Origin of the sequence: Williamsia sp. (assembly GCF_036566845.1) — a bacterium.
Lineage (GTDB): Bacteria > Actinomycetota > Actinomycetes > Mycobacteriales > Mycobacteriaceae > Williamsia.
On record NZ_DATCVM010000192.1, the window covers coordinates 1 to 24407 of the forward strand.

13 protein-coding genes and 2 pseudogenes are annotated in these 24407 nt (G+C 62.2%); 9 read left to right on the plus strand and 6 right to left on the minus strand.

The genetic code is table 11. The annotated features are described in order from the left end of the window. The 4 genes and pseudogenes from drmA to VIQ49_RS18665 form a co-directional block, all read left to right on the plus strand. Window positions 1-3422 (plus strand): DISARM system helicase DrmA (gene drmA / locus VIQ49_RS18650; RefSeq protein ID WP_331887298.1); only part of this gene is annotated, 3422 nt, incomplete at its 5' end. After that, window positions 3415-5454 carry a DUF1998 domain-containing protein gene (locus VIQ49_RS18655; RefSeq protein ID WP_331887300.1) on the plus strand — a complete coding sequence of 680 codons (2040 nt, stop codon included), beginning with the start codon at window positions 3415-3417 and terminating at the stop codon, window positions 5452-5454. The genes drmA and VIQ49_RS18655, both read left to right, overlap by 8 nt. Next, window positions 5444-6190 (plus strand): DISARM system phospholipase D-like protein DrmC, encoded by a 747-nt coding sequence (drmC, locus tag VIQ49_RS18660; RefSeq protein ID WP_331887302.1) that lies wholly within the window; start codon window positions 5444-5446, stop codon window positions 6188-6190. The genes VIQ49_RS18655 and drmC overlap by 11 nt, the downstream gene beginning before the upstream one ends. 56 nt (window positions 6191-6246) lie before the next feature. Continuing rightward, window positions 6247-7671: pseudogene (locus tag VIQ49_RS18665) on the plus strand (IS1380 family transposase). A gap of 156 nt (window positions 7672-7827) precedes the next feature. Here VIQ49_RS18665 and VIQ49_RS18670 read toward each other — a convergent pair. Beyond that, window positions 7828-8972 (minus strand): IS3 family transposase gene (locus VIQ49_RS18670; protein ID WP_331887304.1). Its coding sequence is split into 2 segments (ribosomal slippage): window positions 7828-8705 and window positions 8705-8972, totalling 1146 coding nucleotides; the frame shifts between segments, so codons are not numbered across the junction. A 1272-nt stretch (window positions 8973-10244) separates the two neighbouring features. On the opposite strand from VIQ49_RS18670, the gene VIQ49_RS18675 reads away from it, so the two are divergent. Then, complete coding sequence (locus VIQ49_RS18675; RefSeq protein WP_331887306.1) at window positions 10245-11465, plus strand: hypothetical protein; 1221 nt, start codon at window positions 10245-10247, stop codon at window positions 11463-11465. 40 nt (window positions 11466-11505) lie between these two features. Beyond that, the gene (locus tag VIQ49_RS18680; RefSeq protein WP_331887308.1) at window positions 11506-12036 is read left to right on the plus strand and encodes a hypothetical protein; all 531 of its coding nucleotides are present in this window, start codon (window positions 11506-11508) and stop codon (window positions 12034-12036) included. A 261-nt stretch (window positions 12037-12297) separates the two neighbouring features. Here the strand turns inward: VIQ49_RS18680 and VIQ49_RS18685 are convergent, their stop codons facing one another. Next, on the minus strand, window positions 12298-12804 hold the full coding sequence (locus VIQ49_RS18685; protein WP_331887310.1) for a hypothetical protein: 507 nt from the start codon (window positions 12802-12804) through the stop codon (window positions 12298-12300). A gap of 408 nt (window positions 12805-13212) precedes the next feature. Continuing rightward, window positions 13213-19221 carry a DUF4011 domain-containing protein gene (locus tag VIQ49_RS18690; protein WP_331887312.1) on the minus strand — a complete coding sequence of 2003 codons (6009 nt, stop codon included), beginning with the start codon at window positions 19219-19221 and terminating at the stop codon, window positions 13213-13215. 341 nt (window positions 19222-19562) lie between these two features. Here VIQ49_RS18690 and VIQ49_RS18695 point away from each other — a divergent pair, with 341 nt between their 5' ends. The 3 genes from VIQ49_RS18695 (at window position 19563) to VIQ49_RS18705 (ending at window position 21667) form a co-directional block, all read left to right on the plus strand. Next, window positions 19563-19814, plus strand: coding sequence for a LuxR C-terminal-related transcriptional regulator (locus VIQ49_RS18695; protein WP_414731665.1), 252 nt, complete (start codon window positions 19563-19565; stop codon window positions 19812-19814). 111 nt (window positions 19815-19925) lie between these two features. Continuing rightward, complete coding sequence (locus VIQ49_RS18700) at window positions 19926-21131, plus strand: DUF6745 domain-containing protein (protein WP_331887314.1); 1206 nt, start codon at window positions 19926-19928, stop codon at window positions 21129-21131. 50 nt (window positions 21132-21181) lie between these two features. Continuing rightward, complete coding sequence (locus VIQ49_RS18705) at window positions 21182-21667, plus strand: hypothetical protein (RefSeq protein ID WP_331887316.1); 486 nt, start codon at window positions 21182-21184, stop codon at window positions 21665-21667. 16 nt (window positions 21668-21683) lie between these two features. On the opposite strand, the pseudogene VIQ49_RS18710 reads toward VIQ49_RS18705, so the two are convergent. The 3 genes and pseudogenes from VIQ49_RS18710 to VIQ49_RS18720 form a co-directional block, all read right to left on the minus strand. Then, window positions 21684-22171, minus strand: a pseudogene (locus VIQ49_RS18710) (DUF808 family protein); the annotation flags it as partial. Window positions 22172-22238: 67 nt separating this feature from the next. Further along, window positions 22239-22865: a PadR family transcriptional regulator gene (locus VIQ49_RS18715; RefSeq protein ID WP_331887317.1), complete on the minus strand. Its 627-nt coding sequence runs from the start codon at window positions 22863-22865 to the stop codon at window positions 22239-22241. Window positions 22866-23005: 140 nt separating this feature from the next. Continuing rightward, window positions 23006-24361 (minus strand): serine hydrolase domain-containing protein, encoded by a 1356-nt coding sequence (locus VIQ49_RS18720; RefSeq protein ID WP_331887319.1) that lies wholly within the window; start codon window positions 24359-24361, stop codon window positions 23006-23008. Window positions 24362-24407 lie beyond the last annotated feature (46 nt).

Below are 24407 nucleotides of genomic sequence, written 5' to 3' on the forward strand. Positions count from 1 at the left end.
TGCCGATGACCACCGTTGACGACAGCACAATCGACGCCGACGAAGACACAGGTGGCGATCGCGACGACGAGCCCGTCAAACGCGGACTCATGATCCCCGCCTCCATGGGGTTGCGCTTCCAAATCCCCTGTGGACTGGCGACTTTCACCATCAGGGCGTCCTGGGGTGTCTACAACCCCGAAGCCACCGGTGACGTCACCGCGGCCGGGCGCGCCATTCGCCGCTTCCGTCGCACGCCTGTCGACATACCGAAAACGATCGAGGTCGCGGACCTTACACCCGGCACAACTCACGAAGTCGCGCTCGACCACGACGTTAAGCTCCGCATCGACACCTATCGCGACGACACCCTCGAACGTCTCCTGATCGAGGTGGCGCTGTGCAACGACCAGGAGACACCTCGCAAAATCCCGGTGAACGCCTGGCTCTTCCAGACACAGCTCTACGTCGAGGCCGGTGGCGCGGCCGTCTTCCTGCCTGTGCGTGACGTCACCACCGATGAACGCCCGGAGCCTGACACCGAGCTCAGCCGACTCAATCTGCAATATCGCGACAGGTTGGAGTTCGCTATTGGCCGCACCTGCTCCGCCGACTGGACCGCCCGCGCCGCGGAGCGACGGGCGACCCAGGTGCGCACCACCTGGCTCCCCATGTCCGAGACTCCGCAGACCCGCGCAGTCGAAGTCGAGGACGCGGTGCTCGATATGACCGAGCTCGCCACTGCGAGTGCGGCAAAGTTGAAAGCCGGGCTCGAGCCAATAGTCACGGCATACGGCGGCTGGCTCGACGAGCGCGAAACCCAGGCGGAGGCGCTGCCTGCGCACCTGCGGGATGAAGCACTCGACGCGGTCATCGAAGCGCGCAGAGTGCGCAGACAGCTCGCCGACGGTCTGAACTTCTTGCTCGACAACGAGGAAGCTGTGCGCTGCTTCGGTTTCATGAACGAAGTGATGGCAGAGCAGCGCATTCATACTCAGATCGCAGAGGCGCGAGCCAAGAACCCGACGCTCAGCGTCTCCGCTGCAAAGGAGCAGGTGCTCGCCGATGGTCCGAGAGCGCACTCCTGGCGCACGTTCCAACTCGCGTTCGTCCTCATGCAAATCCGGGCACTGTGCGAGCCATCGACGACGCGCCGCGCCGGCGACCTGGCGAAGGTCGAGCTACTGTTCTTTCCCACCGGTGGTGGTAAGACTGAGGCCTACCTCGGCCTCGCCGCATTCACGTTCGCAATCCGCCGCCGGCAGGGACTGCTCGAGACTCCGGACGGGCCACTTAACGGTTCAGCCGGGGTCGCCGTGCTGATGCGATATACGTTGCGATTGCTCACGGCCCAGCAGTTCCAGCGTGCCACCACGCTGATGTGCGCAGCCGAACTGGTGCGTTGCGATCGCCCCGACCTGTGGGGTGAACAACCGTTCCGAATCGGACTCTGGGTCGGCACCAACGTCTCCCCCAAACGGGTCGACGAGGCTGCCGCCGAACTCAAGCGAGTCAACGAGGGACGCGGACACCGTCTGACGGTGCTACAGATCCAGCGGTGCCCCTGGTGCGGCACGCCTATCACCCCGGCATCGGTGCGCGTCGACGACACCGTGCGCCGGGTCCACGTTTTCTGCGGGGACGATCGAGCCGGTTGTCCATTCGCGGACGGCGGCACCGTCCAAAGCGGACTCCCGGTACTCACCGTCGATGAGGAGATCTACCGCCTTGTGCCAGACTTCGTCATCGCCACTGTTGACAAATTCGCCCGGCTCGCCCGCGAAGGTGAGGCCGCCTCGCTGTTTGGTTATGTGTCACGGCGCTGCGACCGGCACGGCTACGTCCACGCCGACTACCGCCAATGCGATATCAAGGACGGCAGCAAGCACCCTTCCAAGGGTCGCCACCCGGCAGCCGCCGTCCATCCGGCAACCCGCCTGCGACCACCGGATCTGATCATTCAGGATGAGTTACACCTGATCACTGGGGCGCTCGGCACCACGGTCGGCCTCTTCGAGGTTGCGATCGACGCGCTGACGACCTGGCACACACCGGACGGAGCGGTCGCCAAACCGCTGATCGTCGCTTCATCGGCGACCGTCCGCAACGCCGCGGACCAGGTGCGCGGGCTGTACGGCCGCGGAGTCACAGTATTCCCGCCACAAGTCATCGACGCCGGAGAAACCTTCTTCTCCACGGAGGTTCAGCCCTCCGCAGAGGCGCCCGGGCGACGCTACATCGGCATCAGCACCACCGGCGTGCGGCTTACCAATGCCGAGATTCAAGTCGCGCAGGTATTGATGGCGGGTGCCCAGGAACTCATCGACACCGACGGCGACACCGCCGACCCGTACATGACGCTCGTCGGCTACTTCAACGCCACCCGAGAGCTGGCCGGCATGTCCCGCTACATGCAAGACGACATCCAGACCGCTCTGTCGAAAGGGCGGCCAGGGTCCGCGCTACCCAGGCGCGTCGGGACGGCATATGGCTCCCTCAATCTGGATGAGCTCACCTCCCGAGTCTCCAGCGCCGACATCACCCGCACACTCGACGACATGGCTGTCCCGTTCGCCCCATCGTTCGACTCGACGCTCGGCCGCAAACGCCGGCGAGAGGCACTGGACCGCCACGAGAAGGTGCCGAACCGGAAGATCAATCCCTATGACGTCATCCTCGCAACCTCCATGCTGCAGGTCGGCGTCGACGTCACCAGGCTTGGCCTGATGCTGCTGGTTGGCCAACCCAAGAACACGGCCGAATACATACAGGCGTCGTCGCGCGTCGGACGAAACTCAAAGAAGCCGGGACTGGTTGTCACTCTTGGCAACTGGGCGCGCCCTCGAGACCTGGCGCACTATGAGCAGTTCCGGCATTACCACGAGACATTCTATGCCCAGGTTGAGCCACTGTCGGTGACACCGTTCTCGGTGACGTCCATGGAGCGCGGGCTCGACGGGGTCCTGGTCAGCGCCGCCCGAGTATTGCAGGCCGCCACAGCCGATGGATTGTCCCCGGAGAAGAGTGCTGGACGAGTTGCAACGGAGCGGCCGTTCCTCGAGCAGCTGATCGAGGCCCTGGTCGCTCGTGTGCGGCGAGCATCGGACGAGCCGTCTGCCGACCGCGCCCGGGGGCGACTGCTCAACCGACTGGACCAGTGGGACAAACGCCGGACCACGCTTATCGACCAACAACTGTCGCTCGCCTATGAGCGCATCGCGGACACCAGCCAGTTTGGCACTCTCATCCGCAGTGCCGAAGAGACACGCTCCCGCAGTGACGCAAACGACGGGGCGCCCTTCATCGTCGCCAACTCGATGCGCGAAGTGCAGCCGGAGATCAATTTGTTGGTGAGCCCCATTAAGGACAACCTGCACTACAAGCCGCCTGTCACCGCACCGACGTGGGCGGCTCAAGTGAACACGGGAGCCACCGATGACTGATCCGTCCGGCGTGCTGTATGACTCGACCCGACCTCTCGACCCGATGGGTGACGCCGAAACTCTTGAAAAGGATGGCGCACGTAAGAATTTCGCCAAGGTCGGTTCCGCCCGGCCGTCATCTTTGCTCTACACCTATGGGCCGGGTTCGATCATGGATCTACCGCACTTCACGATTATGCCGTCCGGGCTCGACGACTGGGATCGCGTCTGGAAAAGGCGCGGCGGCATCCCGACCGTGCATGCTCCTCGCCTACTCGAAGTCGTCCGCGTGATGCTCGGCTCGCAGGTGGGCGAGCTACGGCCCTTCCCGTGGGAACCGAAGCCGACGATCTTCTCGCAAGAGGGCCGCGACCTCGGTGTGCCTGCCCGCGTCTTCCCACAATGGATGCGCTGCACGGGCTGCGACCGGTTGGCACCGATCAGCGTCTTCGACTACACCAACACCAAGCCTTTTCGCACTGACGATGCGATTTTCGAGCACTCTCCGTGCCACGGTCGTCGTGGTCGTGTCGCGAAGAAGGGCTCGACCCGCCGGCCCGTCGTGCCTGCGCGCTACCTGCTCGCGTGCGTGAAGGGCCACCTCGATGAGTTTCCCTACGACTGGTGGGTGCATGAGGGCAGCGCGTGCGCAAAGGCGGACGTCCCGGTGCTGAAGATGCGTGAGCGCGCAGGCGGCAAGGGTGCGAGCGCGGTCATCGTCTGCGAGTCGTGCAACGCCACCCGCCCAATGAACGAAGCCCAGGGCGACGCCGGCCGAGCGAAACTTCCCCTCTGCCGCGGGCGACTGCCTCATCTGGATGGATTCGCCGATGGCGGCTGCGCCGCCGAACCACGTCTCATGCTGGTCGGCGCATCGAACCTGTGGTTCCCGGCAACGTTGTCGATCATCGATATGCCTCGACTTGATCCGAAGGAACAGCTCGCCGACGACGCCGACCGAATCCGGGTGGCACTCGGGGACAACCTGACGAAATTCTCCGGGAAGCCCGACGTGATTCGAGCCCTGCTTGACGCACACGGGGTGCCCAACGACAGCTGGTCGGACACTCAGCTGCAGGAGCTCATCTCAGCGGCAATCAAACCGCCGATGTCCGAGGACCAGCGCCAAGAGAAGAAAGAACACTGGAACCCGATCGACCTGCTCGTGCCGGAATGGCGCTATCTGCAACGGGATCCGGCGTCAGATTTCCATACTGACGAACGCAGTGGGTTGACGCTATCACCTCGCGCGATCGCGAACGATATGCCAGCTGGCATCTCACGTGTCCTAGCGGTCGACCGGTTGCGGAAGGTCAACGCCGTCGTTGGCTTCACCCGTATCGACGAATTGGACCGCGTCAATGACGTGACCAATCGGCTTGTCTCGCTGACCCGGACCGACCGCCCGAAATGGACCGTTGCCACCGAGGACCGCGGCGAGGGAGTCTTCCTTCAACTGGACGAAGACTTGGTGCGGGCCTGGGAGGATCGGGTCGCGTCAAGCGAGCTGTGGGCTTCCCATAAGGCCGCGCACCGACGAAACTTCGGGCGTCGATTCTCCGAGACCGCTGAGGTCGTCAACCCAGAAGAACGGATGCAGCCACCGCGGTATTGGCTGCTGCACACCCTCGCCCACTCGCTCATCCGAGAGATGGCGATGGATTCCGGCTATGGGGCTGCCAGCTTGAGCGAGCGCATCTACGCGTGGCGCGGCGACGGCACTCGGCCGGCGGCTGCCGGAATACTGATCTGCACGACGGCCTCCGACAGCGACGGCACACTCGGCGGACTTGTGCGGCTGAGCGAACCCGACCTGCTGGCCGCCATCGTCAGTGGGGCGCTGCATCGCGCGGGGCGTTGCTCCTCGGACCCGGTATGCGCTGTCCGCACTCCACACGATCCCGAAGACTTCCTGCATGGCGCTGCGTGCCACTGCTGCGTGATGGCCTCCGAAACATCGTGCGAGCGAGCCAACCGCTTCCTTGACCGGCGATTCCTGCTGGCCCTGCCTGGAAGTGATCTCGGTTTCTTCGGCAGGCCCGATGACTGGTGAGGCAGTGGCCTGTCGCGAGCTGGCGACCTACCTGACTGGCAGCGAGGCAAAGGAGCTCGCCGATCGGATCGGCGACGGTGAGACGCTCAGCAGTGCCATGTCCGTTATCGGTTCAGCCCGCCGCACTCGAGTGCGTGAACTACTCCGCGCGGCCGGTCTGGGACCTTCGTCCATCTCGCTGAGCGTCGCCGTGTTGCGCTCCATCGAGGGCTCCCACGACCGACGTACGTCGATCACGCCGGTGTGGACTGCACCGAACAACCTCGCACAGCACGGTCAGCTAACCGCATCGGTCCACCACTACGTGACGCGAGCCCGTGAATCCGTCGTTTGCTCAACGTTCAACTTCCAGCGGTCGTCGACGCTCTGGAAAGCGCTGGCCGCTACAGCGAAGCGGACCGAGGTCGATGTCCGGATCTACGTGGACACCTTCGCCGCAGACGCGAATCCCGCCGTATGGAAGCCAACGACACAACAGGTCGCGGATGAGATGGGCGGCGCAATCGTGTTGAGAACAAAGCGAATCGAAGACTCTCTGGTGCGGAATCATGCAAAGTTTATTTCGGTCGACCACCAATTTCTCGTGGTCACCAGCGCGAACTTCTCCAAGAGCGCGGAACGACACAACGTCGAACTAGGACTGGTCATTGAGAATCCGATCCTCGCTGAGATGGTCGAGCGGCAGATGCACACCTTCGATCCGGACCTATTCGAAGTGGTGCGGCCTCAGCGCTGACTGTCCAAGGCGCCCGCATAGTGGTCTAATGCGGGGCGCTCGTCGCGGACCCGATGATGACACGTCAAAGCGACCGGAGGATTTTCGTTTTCGCGTTGCAAGGCTTCCGGCCGTCGTTGTCCGTCGATGCCACCGGAACGGGCATCGTGTCGCATGCCGGTACGGTAGCGCTGCTGCGAACCGCTCAGGTGGGTGGGTTGGATACCGCGCTGTCGCAGATGTTGTCGCCGTGGCGGAAACCGTTGGCGCAGTTCGATCCCGGGAAGATTGTTCTCGATCTGGCGGTGTCGTTGGCACTGGGCGGGGACTGCCTGGCCGACATCGCTGTCCTGCGAGAACATAGCGGGATGTTCGGACAGGTGCCCTCAGATCCGACCGTGTCCCGGTTGATCGCCGCGTTGGCAACCGATGCTCCGGCAGCGTTGACCGCGATCGATACCGCCCGCGCGAGCGCCCGAGCAACCATCTGGGAGCACGCCGGGGCAGATGCGCCCGATCACCGAATCGATGCCGATCACCCGATCATCGTCGATCTCGATGCCACTTTGGTCACAGCGCACTCGGAGAAAGAACACGCGGCCGCGACCGACAAACGCGGATTCGGGTTTCACCCGTTGCTCGCGTTTGTCGATCACGGACCCGGAGGTACCGGTGAACCCGTCGCCGCGGTTCTGCGACCGGGCAACGCCGGATCCAACACCGCCGCCGATCACATCGAGGTGACCGGAAAAGCGTTGGCACAACTACCTTTCACCACCGGTTCGCGGCCCGGGAAGAAAGTTCTGGTCCGCACCGATGGTGCCGGTGCCAGTCACGACTACCTGAACTATCTGCACCGCCAGCGGGTGTCGTACTCCATCGGGTTCGCCATGACAGATGCCCTGGCCACCGAGCTCGATGAGGTCCCCAACACTGTGTGGGACTGCGCTGTTGACGCCAGCGGTCAACCACGCGAGGGTGCCTGGGTCATCGAGGCCACCGGCCTGCTCGATCTGACCGGTTGGCCCGAGGGCATGCGACTTATCGTGAGAAAAGAGCGACCGCACCCCGGCGCGCAGTTGCGGTCACCGACCGCGACGGTCTGCGGTTGACCGCGTTCGTCACCAACAGTGTGCGCGGGCAGATCCAGGACCTCGAACTCCGACATCGCCGCCGCGCCCGATGCGAAGATCGCATCCGGGGCGCCAAGGACACCGGACTGACGAACCTGCCATTGCATGGGTTCGATCAGAACCGTATCTGGCTGGCGATCGTGCAACTGGCCTTGGAGTTGACTGCCTGGACGGGAGATGCTCGGCTTCACCGACCACGAAGCCAGGCGGTGGGAACCCAAACGGCTACGCCTACGGATCTTTTCGATCGCCGGGAAGATCGCCACACACGCACGGCGGACCCGTTTGACACTGTCCGCCGATGCCCCGTGGGCCGAGTTGATCATCACCGCACTGGCCCGATTGGCGGCGCTACCTGCACCCGCCTGACCTCAGGCCGTCACAATCTCTCACAGAAAGAACAACACCTCGGGGCACTGAAACCCCGCGACCAACCGAACGACATCGGCCACCCCGCCGCACCCAGCAGCTGAAACTGGCAGGTCCCCGATAGTCGGGCCACGTGGTTGTAGAGCCCACGGGTGATTAGTCGATCGCGCACTCCACGGGATGATGCCGGTGGGTGCATTGGGCAGCATACTCGGCCGGCGTCTTGTAGCCGAGTGATGAGTGCCGGTGTCGGTGGTTGTGGTCGTCTTTGAAGTCTTCGATGACCACGCGGGCCTCGAGGAGGTTGGTCCAATGGTTGCGGTTCAGGCATTCCTTCCGTAGGCGATTATTGAACGATTCGATGTGCCCGTTGTTCCACGGCGTGCCTGGTGGGATGTAAGAGATACCTACCTTCTTGTCGCAGAACTGTTGCAGCGCATGGGAAATGAACTCTGGTCCGTTGTCCATTCGCAGCACTTGCGGCGGCCCACCCCACAGTGCGAACGCCTTGCCCAACTCGACCACCAACCGGTCACTTGTGATGGACCGCTCCACAATGTTCATCACCGACAGACGAGTGTGTTCATCGATCATCGACGCGATCTTGATGGCCTTGCCGTCAATGGTGGAGTCGAACTGAAAGTCCATAGCCCACACCACCTTCGGGGCATCGGCGTCCACGAATGGCACCGACGATTGGCCGGCACGTTTGCGGGGGTGGTGGATGCGGACCTGCAGACCTTCCTCCTTCCGCAGGCGGTGAACCTTCTTCTTGTTCACATCACGGTGCTCGTCAAACCGCAACGCAGCCCAGGCCCGTCGGAACCCGTGAAGCGGGTGTTTGGTGGCGTAGGTGCGCAGCCAACCACGCAACTCGGCGTCCGGGTCGGTCGGGGTCTGCGCGATCGGGGTACCACTGTAGGTGGAGTGGGCAAGCCCAACAGCTTTGCACGCCAACCGTTTCGACATGCCCATCGTGGTGACGAGCATGTCGACGGCGCGGCGTTTGGCAGCTGGGCTCAGAATCTTCCCTTGGCCACCTCTCTCAGCGCGTCCTTCTCCAGTTCAGCGTCGGCGAGCAATCGTTTGAGCCTGCTGTTCTGATCGCGGAGCTCTTTGAGTTCCTTGGCTGCGTCGGTGTCCATGCCGCCGTAGTGACGGCGCCAGTTGAACAATGTCGCCACCGACACCTCGAGCTCGGCAGCGATCTCCTCAGAGGTTTTTCCGGCAGCCTCCAGTTCATCTCCTTGGCGCAACTTGCGCACGATCTGCTCCGCGGAGTGCCGTTTCCGTCCAGCCATGATGTTCATCGTCCTTCCAACCCCAGGTCGGGGCAACAAAGACTCCAAAACTTCGTGGACTCATCTACTGGGGACACGCCAAAACAGGCTCGGAAAATCACAATCTCGAACCGCTCAGGCAAGGCCACCAGCCCCAAGAAAGATCGAGGCTAGGCTAGAGCGGCTGCGGATTGTTCCGGGTGCTGGGTCCCTGAGCCCAGAGTGGAAGGAGCAGCTGGATCTCGCGGATGGCGCGACTGCAAAGCTGCTGATCCGGCTGGCGCTTGCGGGTGCGCCAGTCCCCGAGGTCGGGGCAGAGGTCGGTGACTATTCGTGGCCGGTCGACGCATTGTGGCAGAACGCGAAGGTCGTTCTCCTGGATGACGGTGATCGAGAATGCATGAATTGGTTGACGGACAATGGTTATCGAGTCGAGGCGCCCGACTCGCGCCGCACTGATAGCGAGTTGAGAGAACTCGCCGATGAACTGTTGTGAGGCTCATGAAATTGATCAACGGACTCGCCTGCGACGTGCAGCCGATACTTCCTGTTCCCACTATTAACATCGCGAAAGTCTCTAGGATGCCTGTTGTCCGAGGAGATTGGTATTCAACTAAGACATCGGTCAAACTGATCGTCTCAAGTCTGGCAGCGGCGAGGGTATGCTGTCGGAGTGGATGGCAGATAACGCATTGGTTTCGTGATCGTTCGCCACAACCATGGGCTGGAAGACGCGCTGATCGAATCAGTGGATCTGCCCAGGCAGCATCGATGGCGAGGACAATCCCTTACCCCGTGTCCTTAAAGGCTGCCTTATGACCGCACTCTGCGAGCAGCGGGCCGCGAAATTGAGTCATCGGTCCGCCACGTCCGGGCCGATGACCTCGGTTACGCGCTAGCAATCGATCCATGGGTGAACACCGTCGCCGCTTACCTCGTCGGTTCGAGCCGAACCCAAACTGGTAGTCTCAGAGTCCTTGTCGTCTTGGGGGAGTGGACATTGAGGGTTGACCCGGAACTACTGCGTGAGTTTTCGCGCACCGTGGCCCGTGCTTCGGATGAGCTGAGCGCGATGGATGTCCGCGGGAGATGGGAGTCAGCCGGCACAGCGTGCAATGGAACCGCAATGGTCGCGGGCATGGCATCGCAGGCTCACACCGAGAACGAGAGCGTTAAGACTCACGCGGCGAATCTTGATGCCCTCGCTTCGGCTGTGAAGTGCACCGCAGAAGTGGTAGAGCGCGCTGACGACGCAAGCTGTATCGAGATCAAAGCAATCACATCGGGCCGATCATGACCCTCGGCGTTTCCCAGGTTCGAGGTTGGGATCTGGCCAGCATGACGGTTGCGGCCGATGGTGCCGCCACCGACGCAGAAACGTTCGAGGAAGTCGCGCTGACAGTGACGAATGCTTTCACGGGTGTGCAGTCGGATTGGAACGGTGAGGCTCGCGATTTGGCTGAGGTTCAGGTCGCAGACCAGGCGTCGAGCCTCAATGACCGTGCCACGCGATGGCGAACGGCAAGTGACCGCTTGCGGACGGCCGCGGAGCAGCTGGGCCTTTTGAAGGCGGAGATCGAACGGCTCGTAGACGATGCCGCATCTAAGACCAGCATGGTTGGGCCGATCTATATAGTGGCCGACGATGGCAGTGTGTCGGTATCACCGGCGTTCGTCGCTTTGTACGCCGCGTCAACGCCCCCGGCCGGCCCAGATGTACTCGGCGAGGCCGAAGCGATGGCATTGCAACTGCAAGCTCTTCTGAAGCGATTGCTCACGAACGCCGCGGTTGCCGCCGAATACTACGACTGGCAAATCACGAATGCGCTCCTTGGTCTCGCCGACAACGAGCGACCGTTCAAACCTTCGTACATCCCTGCGCCGCCGCCGAAACCTACTGGTCCGAGGAGTTTCGCCGACCGTGGAGGTCACGGTCCTAACAGTTACAACGTGGACGATCCCGGGCTGATGGATTCCACGTATATGGCAGGATTGCGGTTCGCTGCGTTGACGGGAGCCAATCGTTCTGAACCGCTCGCGCCGGTGGCAAGCGATATGTTGCGACACTACTTCGGCAACTCAGGGGCGGAATACCGAATGGACGTCGGGGCACTACTGCAGATGCCGCGGTTCGGCGCGGAATCCGACGGCACGGCAGTATCGGAATTCGTGGGTGCGCGCGAAGCACTGCCTCCGGGTTACATAGGGCCAGTCGTTTTCGAGGGCGCGTACACCGACCAATCCACCTTTCGACCGCTGCCCCAAGAGGGGTTGGACGCCCTCGGCGCGCTCGGTGGGTTCAGCTACCAGACGAGTGGGGTTGCGGTGCCGACGGATAACGGATACTCCATCGACTACAAAACAAGTGTTTATGATTACTACGATTGGGATCCCACCGACCAGACCTTCAGTGAGCAATACTCTGATCTGAATGATATGCACCGTGCCGGCTGGGCTCAGAATTTCGAGGTTGTTGGCCGGTCTGGCTTGAGGGAGACTGAATGGCGCCCGTGACCGCTAGTGGTATAGCCTCCGAGCCAGCGGATTCTAACGGATGGCGCTGGTGACTCGTAGCGAGGGACACAGTCAGCTGGTAGACGCAAAGCGAATCTATCGGCGCAAACGCCGACGCAAGTGGGCTGCCCTGGTCGTAGCTGCGATTGTCATGATCGGCATCATCGGTGCACTCGTGTGGATCTATCTTGCAGACGATGATCCGCAGGACGTGGCGGAGACGATTCAGGTTGATATTCCTTCCGGTGCAAGCGGAGTCGTGGCCAGAGGCGAAGGACTTGAGTACAAGGGAAACTGTGCCGATGTCGAGTTCCTGATACCTGATGCCGAGTGGAAAGGCTATGTTGCCCAGTACTTTGCGGTGGACCAGATACTACCGCGATACGGTCCGCGGGCCTCGTGCGGTGGGGAACGAACGATCTGTGATGAACGTGAATATGTAGCAGGGCAGAGTGGGTTTGTCGCATCCGATCGCATCGTCGACGACGGCGGTGCTTACGCGAGGACTCTCGCGGTCGTACCATCCTGCAAGCCGGGGCTGACCAGAATCTCTTGGCGAGTCAGTCGATAGCAATCAAACCCGCGTGGAGCTCCCAGTACCTGAACCAGCGGACCAAGATAGCCAGGCATCGTTTCTGCTTGACGGAGGAGCCTGCGAACGATTAGTTTATTGGCCCACGGGGTTAGACCCACGGCGCACGGCCAGCGCGGACCTGCCAACATCAGTGTGTTCCGCGGAAGATTGCAGCGGTGTTCGATCGATGCTGCAAAGACTCCGAAGCCACTGCGTCCTAACCCAGGTCTTCCGACGTTCACGTCTGAGTACCTTGAGCTACAGGTCAAACGTGCTCCACGATATGAGTGTCTGGCCGGTTTTGCATTCCGGGATTACGAAGAGGTAGCGATATTTAGCCCCATCGTCGATGTTGTCCTTTGTGATGAACCCTGTGCGCCGATTGGGGCGGACATCTTCGACACAATCGAATGGGATGTCGTCGCACGTTGACCTGCCAGGGCCATAGCTGGACGCTGTCAATGGCTTGGTGGCGTACTGCTGCACGTACGTACGCCATTGCAGACTCGGCAGTAGAAATGACAAGCGCGAACAGCCGCCTTGAATGCGGATGAGGTCGTGGGTGGCCGAAAGCTCAGTTGCGTCCTGAGGTATCTCGACGTGAGACTCGTCGGCCGCAGCGTTTGCGATCTGTTCCTGGTTGCGGTGATACCAGGCAAAAAAGGAGGCGGTAGCGACAATGATTACCAGGAGAATCGCCGCCGGAATGGCAAGGCGTTTCCGCCGGAATGCCGATGGCCAGCAGGTGGGGTGGGTGGGGTTCATGGATCAGATGGCCTCAGGTGTCGGCTGGGTGCGAATTGCCCTGTGCCCGTGTTGTACTGGTCTCGCTGCCATGGTGTTGGCCGCGAGCGGGAAGTTCCGACGGTATCGAATGTCTCGGCCAGTCGGCTCGTTTCGGATTGTTGAGGTCCGAATACTGAGAGCTGGGACTCTTACCAGTGGAGTTCCGGTTGTAGAGATCGTAGATCTTGGTTTGGTAGGGCAAGTCGCAGCTGCTGACAGCGGCCGGTGTCGCAACACCACCGAGCATCCGCATAGTTCCCCCTTGCTGCCCCCGGCACTGTCGATCTGTCGAAAGCCTATCCCACGAAGATTAGTGAGGATGTCAAACGCCGGCGGATCGCTCCGGCGACATGACCCACCCGGGGACGTGCCGCCTGACGTCGGCGACTATGAACCCGATCGATAGTAGTCGCCGACTTGAATCAGTTGTCCCCGTTGGACACCGAGTGCGATGCAGGCATTGAGGCGGTCATTCGCCGGACCGGTCAACCGTTTCTGGTCGAACACTGCGAGTGTCTGTCGACGCAGCGTTTGGTCGTCGACCTTCTTGGTGCACACCGACATCATCGCGTTGATGATCTCTTCCGGCGCGATGTCGTTGAGTGGTCGTGTCAGACCCGTTGGTGTCGGGCGGAAGTCGCGCCAGGCCGCCGGATCGATCTCGCGGGGCCAGACGAACTCGCCGAGTTCCGATGATCGGATCAGTTCGGGCGGTACACATCGAACGATGATCTCGCGTTTGCCGGCAGCTACTCGGCTCAGATCGAAACGGCGTCCGATGCTGCGGGCAAGCCGGTCCGTCGAGATCGGTCCCTCGATATCGACGGTCTCCCGGACCGCATTGGTGATCGTGGCCCGCACGGACGGGGAGTTGATCCGGTCGAGGTCAGTTCGTGGCCCGAGGGTAGTAACCGGAGCCTCGACGTAGGCGGTCTTGTGCCCGCGGCGGTCGGAGGTGCTGGTATCCGAGATGGGTGCGTCCAGAGTGACGGCGGCATTGCGTAGCGGCGCCGCAGCCTCCTGAAGTGGCGGATCTACGGGTGGCACAAGATCCTCGGGCTTCAACCACCGAACGTGATCTGCTGCGAATGCAGGTGGGATCACTAGTTCGGTGACCGTTTCTTCTGCCCGCTCGACAGCCGCGATCGCCAGGGCTTGGGCTTCTGCCGCTTCGTCGATCGCGGCCTGACGCGCAGCCATCTGGGCCTTCGACCGCGTGATCGCTTCCGAGATTCGCTGGATCACCGCGTCGGGGTTCGTGATCAGTTCGGGTAACCACACGCGAACGAATGCACCCCAATGCATCTTCGTTTCCAGTAGTTGCGGTGTGAGGTCGCGGTCGGCAACCGTCGGGCGCCTGGCCCACAACGGTCCGTCGAGCATCACCGCCACCAGCCACGGCGTCGAACTATCTTCGCGGACAACGATATCGAGCACGAACTCCGACAGACCGTAGTTCGTTGCGACCTCAAACCCTCGTGCCTGCAGCGCCGAACAGAGTGACGCCTGAATCTGATCCAACGGAGCGTGGCCTCCCTGGCCAGCCATATCGGCCGTGTTTGCAGCCGCCTCCAGATAGCCGCGAAGATGGGCCATCCCGACAGAATTGGTTCGCGACAGATCAATATCGGAGGGCTCGAACGACGTAAACACGATCACCTTGCGCCGGGCGCGTGTAACAGCCACGTTCAGGCGCTTCTCGCCGCCGGTACGGGTTAGGGGACCGAAGTTCAACGGCATCTTCGGGTCGTTGGGTCTTTTCGAGAACGCAGTGGTGAACAGAATGACGTCCCGTTCGTCACCCTGCACGTTCTCGAGATTCTTGACAAAGATTCCGTCTTCTTTGTCGGCCCGCAGTTGGTCGATGACCAGCGGATCGCCGGACTTCTCCAACAGGTCTAGGACGAGGGTCTGCTGCTGAGTGTTGAAGGTGACGACACCGATACTCTGCCCGGCCAGATGGGCGTTCGATAGGCGTCGACGAATCTCGGCAACGATTGCCTCGGCTTCCACGACGTTGGTGCGATGGAGCACCTTGGTGTCTTCGCGGTTGAAATGACCGTCAACCCGGCGCCATTCCACACCGGCGGTGCTGTCCAGGCCAGGGGACGGCAAACTCGCCAGACGTCCTTCGTAGTACTTCTTGTTGGAGAACGAGATGAGCGATTCGTCTTGGCTCCGGTAGTGCCACGAGAGCCACAGGCGCGGAATCTGGGACTCCACGGCTTCGGTCAAAATGCTTTCGAGATCGTCGGGAACCACCTCCTCCTCTTCGCCGGTGGTGTCGTTGCCATCGTCGCCGGTGGTGGTGTTGACCTGCCCGATCGCGGTGGGCGGCATCTGCTGCGAATCACCGACGATCACCGCGGAACGGCCTCGACCCAGCGCACCAATCGCTTGCGGGACAGTGACTTGCGATGCCTCGTCGAACACCACGACGTCGAAGGTGGCCGATCCGGGCGGAATGAATTGTGCCAACGATGTGGGGCTGACGAAGAAGCAAGGCGTTGCCGCAAGGATCTGTTCGGCATAGCGGTTCATCAACTGCCGGAAGGTGGTCCCGCCGCGTTTGGTGTCGAGTTGTCGTCGGAGCTGGCCGACCTCACCGGTGAGAGCATTCGCCTGGAATGGCCTTCGGTCGAGTAGCTGCGCGGGCAACGCGGCGACCTGTTCTTGGCGCAGGTTATCGGATGCTTTTGCATAGTCGACGATTTCGCCGTCCTTGAGCGCTTGATCGAACCCGAGGAGTGCGTGCACCCGACGACGTTCGTCGAGTGAACAGACCGCCACGCCGCGCATGAACGCTATCTCGGCGTCGCCGGCACCGATGGCACCGGTGAGGAGTTCGTCCACGAACTCGTGCAGACCGGCGGCACGTAACGGGCTCAGGAACGATGTCATGGCCGACCACTGACGTAGGGGTGTAGCGCCTGCCGCAGCGATGTCCGCCGCCCACGCGTCTGAATCTCGCAACCACGCAGTGAACCAGTGGGACTGGCTGCACCAGTGATCGAAATCGGAATTGGTCGTTCCCAGGAGTCTGCGCCATTCTTGCCACGAATGCGCCACATCAACCAGGCCGTCGATATCGGATTGCTGCAGTGGGCCGACCTCAGTGAGGATCTGCCACAGCTGGGGCTGACTGCCGGCGAAGTGGCTGGTTGCTTCGATCTGATCGAACCCTGGTTGAAGTCGTTGCGCGGCATCGGTGGTGAGGGGATTCCACACCGGCGGTGCAAGCGGCCCGAGCAGGCCGTGCATCCGCGACACGATGCGACCAGCGAGTTCCCGGGTACTCGGAATCGACCGGAGAAGAGGTATGGCCGATTCCGGGTCGAGCTGCACTCCCGGAAGCAACACCGATGCGCTGTTGCGGATGAACTCTTCGGTTCTCTTCTTCTTGCCGAACAGGCCTTTGGTGGCTTCTTCCGCGGCAGGCAACAGCGTATCGACGGATCCGGCCTCGATGAAGCTGGGCAAGAAGACCGCGGTGATAGGACCGCACTGCTGCTGTAATACCGCGAGGTCGTTGAGAAGGGCTTGCCTTTCGGCGATCCAGTGCGGGCCGTGAAGTTGTCGAGCAGCAGATGAGGCGTCCGCGGATTGCCCAACCTGTCGACGTGCTTGGGGAAGAAGAAGATCGATCGCTTCCGGTGTTGGCACCCGTTCCAGCACCGACACGACGGCAGGCAGGCGCCGTGCGGTTGCCAGAGCTGTCGAGAGGCGGTGACTGGCATCGACAAATGTGCTGTCGGGTGTTTCGGCATCGCTGTGTCCGGCAAGGCTCCACGGGTTGTGCCGGTTGATCGTCACCGATCGCGCGGCCCTCTCGAACTGTTGGAGTGCAGTGGTGATCACTGGAACAGCCACAGGTGGTGCAGATACGAATGTCCGCGGAACGGGGGCGACCGGGCCGTCGTCCAGGCTGAGGAGCGTGTCGTGCGCGGACCACAGCGAGTGATCAACTCCGTTTGTCTGATGAATCTTGTTGGGATAGTCATCGAGTGGAAGATGTTTCGACCGTAGTTCGGCGAGCCGCGCTGCCCAGGCGCGCTGATTGTAGTGCGGTGAATTGTCGATCGCTTTCTTCAGTTGCGCGCGGATGACATTGGCGCTCTGGTTCTTTCCGTGAAGGTCCAGTGTGAAATCTGATAGTCCGACCTTCGCGAGTCGTTTCTTCACCACATCAAGCGCGGCTTGTTTCTCCGCAACAAAGAGTACGGACTTCCCCTGCGCCAGCGTGTTGGCGATCAGGTTGGTGATGGTTTGCGATTTTCCAGTTCCTGGAGGGCCTTCCAGGACAAACGTGTGGCCATCTGCGGCGAGCGCAACGGCTCGGAGCTGCGATCCGTCGGCCGGGATCGGAACAGGTACGTCGAGTTCGTCGACAGTAATGGACTCGATGTCCGTACCGTCGGGACGCCGCACGTCGCGAAAGGACTCACCGGGGGTGTGTGTCAGGTGGCGGACCACCGGGCTCTTTTCCAGGATGTCCCAGTGATCCTCCAGGTCTTTCCACATTCCGAAGGTGCCGAACTGGCAGATCGCGAGTGCCGCAGTCTCGTCGACCCTAAGATCCAGATTGTGTGTGACCATTGCCGCACGCACGCCCTGAAGGGCAGCATCGATATCGATCCCGCTGCCGTCGAGCGGGGGCGACTCCAGCGCGTCGATCGTGACGTTGTGTTTGAGGCGCAACCACTCGACGAGGCAGTAGTTCGGGGTCGATACTCCACTGGTGTCGATGACGATGTGAAACGAACTGCGTCCCGTGCCGCCAACAACCTTGACAGGCAACAGGAACAGTGGTGCTCGTGCGAGTTTTCCGGTGCTGGTGGTGTGCATCAGCCCACCGAAGGTCAGGTAGAGGTTCGCGTTGCCGGTTTCCTCCAACATGGTGCGGGCAGTCCGCTGAAGGTGCTTGAGCCGCGCTTGGTACGACTCCGCCGGTACTGCAGCGTAGATCCGGCCGCGGTCCCGGAGGTATTCGATCACGGTCTTGTCATCGATGTCCTGGGCACGGCGTGCGCCCTGGAGTTCGTGGATCGAGTTGATTGTGTCGTGGGGTACGAGTTCGATCTTGACGTCGTCGTGAACGAGGTCATCGAGTAGCGCGAGGCCAGAGGTGGGCACGTGGAGGTCGATGACCTCGCGTGAGGCCTTCAGATTGAGGAGACGGTTGCGGGTGCTGAGGTCGAGAAGCGATCGCTTCCACTTTTGCACTCGCGCGGGTGCGGTGTCGGTGGTATCGAACACGGCCTCAAACGAATTCGTCGGACCTCGCAACTCTGGTGGGAGGTCGAGATCGGCGTTGGAGGAGATCGGTGGCGCCGTGACTTCGGTCTTTGCGAGGTCGTCCAGGGTGGGAAGAGGGCGGATGCCGTCTTTGCGAGCCGATCCGATTGCAACAACGCCGTTCAGCGAGTCCGGATTGCTGAAATGCTTCCGTCCCTGGGCAACGGCGGATTTGAACGAACCGGTGGATGCGAGATCGTAGAACGCTGCTTCGATGGGCACGGCCTGGCCGGACTCGACCAGGTTGATCATGACGTTCTTCTCGGTGATGGTGGTGTGCGCGAGGTTTGTCTCCTCACGCATGTAACCGGCCAGTGCGTGGCCGGTGGTCAGCCAGATGAGCGGCCGGAGGCCGGCCTGCTCGAGGCACGCCGCGTAGGTGACGGATAGATCGATGCACGTTCCGAATCTTTCGTCGAGGACCTGCGCGGTGGTTCGGATCTTCTGGCCGGTGCCTTCAAACGAAGCGGGTGGATTGCTGTAGCGGATCTGTCGACGTCGAAGGGCCTCATAGATCGCGGCCGCGATCAGCGCTGCGCGTTCGGGGCCCTTCTGGTAGCCATTGAGCGCTGTCTCGCCGGTATGTGCGCCGAGGATCTCCGACGCGGCGTCCAGCACGGATCCGACCGCACGAGTGTTGGGCTGGACAAACGCGGCAAGCGAATCGAAGAAGACCGGCGCGTTGAACCACTCGTTATGTGCAAGCACCCGGATCGGAGCGTTCAGATGGATGTCATCGCCCCATAGGCGGGACACGGTGACCGAGATGGTTGCCGGATAGCTTTCGTTGAGTTCGCGCAGGTGGGGGATCTCGGGGACAAGCGCTGCATAGTTGTCCCAGAAGGCGATCCGTCCTGGTGCGAGTGCTCCGTCCAGGACCTCGCTGTGCGAGGGTGCGAGGTGCCGGCTGCCCCCGAGGAGTTCGACGGTCGCTTGGACATCAACGATGTCTGCATCCGAGTCGTTCCGGATTTCGAGACCCATCACGAGCGGCACTCCGTTGTGTACCAGTGCCAGGTTGACGGCCGGATGCGCATGGAGGTCGATGGCAAGCCCATCGGTTACCGTGCCGAACCGTTGACGGGCTTCGCGCTGGTCCACTACGTCCTCCGAGTCTGTGCGTGCGAGTGATGCCGCGAGATCCTGGGATATCGGGCAACGATTTACGTTAGGGCATTGTGCGAACGACTGTGTGTACTGCGCCGACTCCGCGAACGAGTCGCCGCCGCTCAGTGTCGTCCCCCGGGGCAGGGTAGCGGGTGGGTCTGACAAACTCATCCGTTCCAGCATTCCTGCTCGATCATGCGTTCGAAAGGACATCGATGTAGGTAAATACGCAGTCGCACAACGGATTTGATTGTCAGACCCCCGCGCTAGTTTCGCCTCGTTGTTGCCAGTCGATTCCGCGGCTGTCCCCTGAGATCGGATCCGTGATGCACACGATGGATGAGAAAGCTGCCAGGGCCACCGGGCCGAGACTGACCAAGCGTGAGATCGAGGTGTTGCGCACCTGGTTGATCTGCGACACGAAAGAGGAGGTGGGGCGGTCGCTGTTCATCGGTGCTGCGACGGTCAACACCCATATCTCGCGGATCCGCGGCAAGTATGAGGCTGTTGGTCGTCCCGCGACCACAAAGGCTGCGTTGCTCGCACGAGCCTTGCAGGACGGACTGATGACCATTGATGAGCTCTGACCGCAACCGACTCCGCCGCGACCGGGAATGTCGTTGGCCCTTGCCATGTTCCGCCGAGCCTGTCACTCTGGACAACATGACTACAGGAAAGGCGGATTCCGCCACCGTCGCGTGAGCGCCGCATTCGGGTCCTCGATCGTCGGGACCAATGAGTTTTTCGAGTTCGATTCCGATCATCACCACACCATCGCTGCTGTCCATGCGGAGTGGTTGGCGGCCGCCTTGGCCACCGGGCCGAGTGACCGAACCGCCGCCGAAGCTGCTGTCGCACAGCTCTATCGGCTTGCCTGCCGTCCGGAACCGGAGTTCGTTTGGGTACCGTCGCCGCCAGCCGGCGCCGAGCTGATCGCAGCCGAGGGGCTGGCGGACGCGGTGCCGCTGGTCTACGGCCCTCCGCACTCGGCGCACGGTGAAGTGGCAGCGGTGATCACTGCATCGAAGCGGCGAATGGCAAGGCGCATCGACCCGCAACGCCCGCGGGATCGGCGCCACCTGCGATGGACGCCACTTAGGACGCCACGGGAGGCATCTCCGACTGGACCACGGGCGAATGTCCGCCTGGGCGTTCGGGATTCGTTGCACACCACAGTGTCCGACGGAATTGCTGCCGCGATCAGGACTCTCATGCCGCCGATCGCCGGATACGTCACCTGGTACGGACAACACGAAGTGCCCTGGATTGCGCACTGCGACGCCATCCGGCGGCTTGGCCTCGCGAGGTTCAGCGTCGTCGATATCAAGATACTCGACATCCAGTCCACGCTGGCCCGTGCCACCGGGTGGTGGTGGCCGTTTGATGCGGTCTGCGTAATGGTCGAACGGCCTGTCGCACTTCACGCCGAAGCCACTCCGGACGCCCGGCACGGGCAGCGTCGATTGCACCATCCGAACGACCGGGCACTCGAATTTGCCGACGGGCAGGGCATTTTCGCACTCAACGGCACCATCGTACCGGAATGGCTGATGCGCGATCCGACCGTCGAGCGGATCTCGCGCGAACGCAACGTCGAGGTCCGCCGTTGCGCCATCGAGCGCATCGGCTGGGACACCTACATCGACGAGGCCGGGATGAAACTCGTCGACCAGGCCGACGATCCGGGGAATCACGACGGCACGCTGGCGCTCTACGCAACACCGGCGAGCTTGCGGCCACATGGACGAATACTTCTAGTCCGCAACGGCTCTCGGGAACGCGACGGAACCCGCCGACGCTATGGTCTGCCGGTACCCGATGGCACCACCTCTGCCCTGGACGCCGCCGGCTGGACCTACGGCATCAGCGGCGCCGACTATGCCAACCTCGTCCGCCGCACATGACAACACCATTCCCCATCGACACACACCCCAACACAATCAAAGGTGACCCCATGAACTCCACCATGACCCTGTCCGACCTCACCGCGTACACCGGTCTCGACGTCTTCGACTACCTCGACAAAGAGATGTCGATTCCCGTCGTCGACGGACTGCAGGCCCAAGGCGATCTGATCGTCGTCCCCGCGGCCTTACTTCCGATGGTCGGCCCACTCGCAGACTCGCGACCTGCGCCGGTGCCGCGCACGGGAATCGAATTGCTGCGCAGCGCCGCCGGCGGTAACCCGCACAACCTCGTCGCCGAAGAAGGGCATTGCACGTGGACATCGCGCGTACGTGACCCTCGCGGCCTGGCACTCGGCATCGTCGACACCCAGGTGATCGCGTACCTCATTCATCCCGAACACGGTGCCACCGGCATCGCCCCGGGCCGCTACGTGATCGGCCGGCAGCAGGAGTTCGACATGACAGTCCGGCGGATGGGACCGCCCGCGATTGCCGACTTCTCCGCGCTGGGAGCGCGATTTGTCGCCGATTGACGGGTCTCGCGCGACGTCAGTGCGCGGCCGCGGACTTCATGCGCTTCGGGATCACGTGCATGATCGCTACGATGATCGCACCCAGAATCAGGCCGACGATCGCGGACGCGGCGGTGCCGAGGATCCAGGAGAGGACTCCGCCGAACCAGCCGTGGACGAGATCTTCACCTCAGTGTTCGAGGTGGTGGAGTTGATCGGTGGGGCCAGTGGAAGCCGGCTTCGCCGAAGTTGACCAGCAGGAGATGATCATGTTCTCCGCCGAGGAATTCAGGTCGGTGCGGCTAGCATCGCCGACCATCTTCTTTTCGAAGTCCGGCCCCCGCTCTGTGGTCTCTTCATCATCGCCGTGGTGACCGCTGATCGCTTCGTAGACCTTCTCGGTGCCTTCGTAGCAGAGGAACCGCGGCACCGACGATCGATATGCACGGCAGCGCCTCCGGTAAGAACTGGCTCAGCACCATCGCTACTGGATAGGGTGATCAGGAGCTTGTTGCGGGTCGATCCGGGGACCGGGAGCTACCGATCATCGGCAAGATCGCGCGGCCGGAGGGGTTGGTCCGCAACGGGTTTGCTAACCGTCGGTCTCAGTCCCGTAGTCGCGGATGATCTCTTCGAGGATGGTCTGGGTGCGATCGGCGTGGGTTTTCACCGGAGTGATGGTGTCGGGCCAGTCGTTGATCTCGGTGAGCATCCAGTCGACCCAGGAAATGATGTGGGTGAAATGGCCGACCATGTATTTGGCTGACATCGCCAACACGTGTTGGCGTTCGGGGAATGACCCCGCGCCGGGAGTTTTCAGGAGCCGGGCGTTCGCGACGAAGACTTGTCGTTTCATCTCGGCCTGTGTGCGGACCGTGTGCAGAGTGTTCCGGAGGTCGTCGATGGACCCCTCGTCGGCTATGCACACCCGGAGGAGGCCTTCGAACTCCATGGTGGATGCCCGCGTCTCGGTGGACATCCACTCGGCGAGAGCTGCGCGGCCTTCGGGGGTGATCGAATACATCGTCCGGCTGCGCTGTGTGCCGGTGGGTTCGGTGCGGGCGGTCACCAGACCGCGCTCGACAAGTTTCTTAGGGGCGTTGTAGCGCTGCCGATCGGCGCGCGGAACGATCTCCGACATCCCTCGGCCGATTTGTTCGGCCACCTCGTAGGCCGACCAGTCCCGGGGCGCGAGTATGCCGAGGATGGCATACGACATCGTATTGAGGTCGCCTTGTGGCACAGCAACCCTCCCGGACTGGCAGTTTAACGAAAGCAGCCGATAGCTTAGCAACAGGAATACAAGGCGCCCGATCGCACCATCGGGCGCCTCATATCGCCTGCTCAAGCGGTGTGAGGCTACCCGCCGCTGGTGTCGTCGGCCGTGTCGTCGATGTCGCCGCCGGTGCTGGTGTCCGGTGCGCCATAGATGAACGGGACGAGCTCCATGGCAACCCTCGCGGCTGCAGCGTTGCCGTCGATGGTGGGGGCGAGGTTTGCCCACACCACCAGGGTTACGTCGTTGGCCGGGTCGTAGCCCATGAACGAGTTGTACCCCGGCATCTCTCCGATGTGCCCATACATCGGACCCATCTGAGCGATCCCGTATCCGTATCCGGCGCCGTCGGGCTTGTTCGGGTCGGTGGGCTGCACGCTATCGATCCGCAGCTGCTGCGTCGCTTCATCGAGTAGGTCGCCGCTACCCATCGCTTTCACCCAGGTGGCCAGGTCGTTGGCGGTAGCGATGCCCTGACCGGCCGACCACGTCCACGACGGGTTGTCGTTGGTGGTCACGCGCGGCGCCACGGTGCCGGCCTCGATGGCTGCGATCCGCTCGGGGGACAGTGACTCTTTGCCTTCACCGAGTGTCTCGATGTTGCCGCTGTAGGAGTAGCCGCTGGCATACGGCGCCGGAATGGCGGTGTCGGTGTTGGCGGGGAAGGAGCTGCCGGTCATGCCCAGCGTGCTGAAGAACCGGTCCTGGAAGATCTGCGCGATCGGTTTACCGTCCAGCTGTTCGGCGATGAGCCCGAGCAACACGGTGTTGGTGTTCGAGTAGTGATACCCCTGATCCGGAGCAAAGTACGGGGGATTGGCGAACGCGAGGGCCAGCAATTGCTCTGGGGTCCACACCTTTTGAGGCTCGTTGTCGAGGGCCTCGTTGAGTGTGACCGTCTCGGTGTAGTTGTACAGGCCACTGCGCATGTTCAGGAGCTGGCCGACAGTGATGTTCTCGCCGTTGGGGACATCTGGCCGGTACTTGCTGACGGGGTCGTCGACCGAGATCTTGCCCTCCTGCACCATCTGCATGATCGCGGTGCCGGTCCAGGTCTTCGTGTTCGAGCCGATGCGCACCTTGGTGTCGAGGGTGGGTGCATCGGTGGAGTCGATGGCGGTGGTGCCGAACGACTTGACGTACTCACCTTGGGGGGTGCGGATCAGCACCATCATGCCGATCTCGCGGTACTCCGTGGCCATATCGTTGACGAGCTTGTCCATGGCGGCGGTGTCGAACGGCACGAGTGCGCTGCTCGACGACCCGCTGGCGCTGGTCGACGCGCTCGCCGTGGTGCTCGACGAGGACGAATCATCCGAATCCGATGAGCACGCGGTGGCGACCAGCGCGGCCGACAGCAGCACGGCCAGTGCCGCGGGCTTGGCGCGACTCGTTCGACGCCGACGCGTGGCCCGCGGAATTACTTCTAGTGGGGACATGACTTTCTCCTCGAGTGGTGATTCCATGGACCACGCTGCGGTGTTC

What these genes read in the sequence shown, in the direction of transcription:
- VIQ49_RS18715 (WP_331887317.1), bottom strand. Translation starts at nt 22,865, where the DNA reads ATGTCGTATGCCATCCTCGGCATACTCGCGCCCCGGGACTGGTCGGCC.
- VIQ49_RS18680 (WP_331887308.1), top strand. Translation starts at nt 11,506, where the DNA reads ATGGCGCTGGTGACTCGTAGCGAGGGACACAGTCAGCTGGTAGACGCA.
- drmC (WP_331887302.1), top strand. Translation starts at nt 5,444, where the DNA reads ATGACTGGTGAGGCAGTGGCCTGTCGCGAGCTGGCGACCTACCTGACT.
- VIQ49_RS18655 (WP_331887300.1), top strand. Translation starts at nt 3,415, where the DNA reads ATGACTGATCCGTCCGGCGTGCTGTATGACTCGACCCGACCTCTCGAC.
- VIQ49_RS18705 (WP_331887316.1), top strand. Translation starts at nt 21,182, where the DNA reads ATGAACTCCACCATGACCCTGTCCGACCTCACCGCGTACACCGGTCTC.
- VIQ49_RS18675 (WP_331887306.1), top strand. Translation starts at nt 10,245, where the DNA reads ATGACCCTCGGCGTTTCCCAGGTTCGAGGTTGGGATCTGGCCAGCATG.
- VIQ49_RS18720 (WP_331887319.1), bottom strand. Translation starts at nt 24,361, where the DNA reads ATGTCCCCACTAGAAGTAATTCCGCGGGCCACGCGTCGGCGTCGAACG.
- VIQ49_RS18695 (WP_414731665.1), top strand. Translation starts at nt 19,563, where the DNA reads ATGGATGAGAAAGCTGCCAGGGCCACCGGGCCGAGACTGACCAAGCGT.
- VIQ49_RS18685 (WP_331887310.1), bottom strand. Translation starts at nt 12,804, where the DNA reads ATGAACCCCACCCACCCCACCTGCTGGCCATCGGCATTCCGGCGGAAA.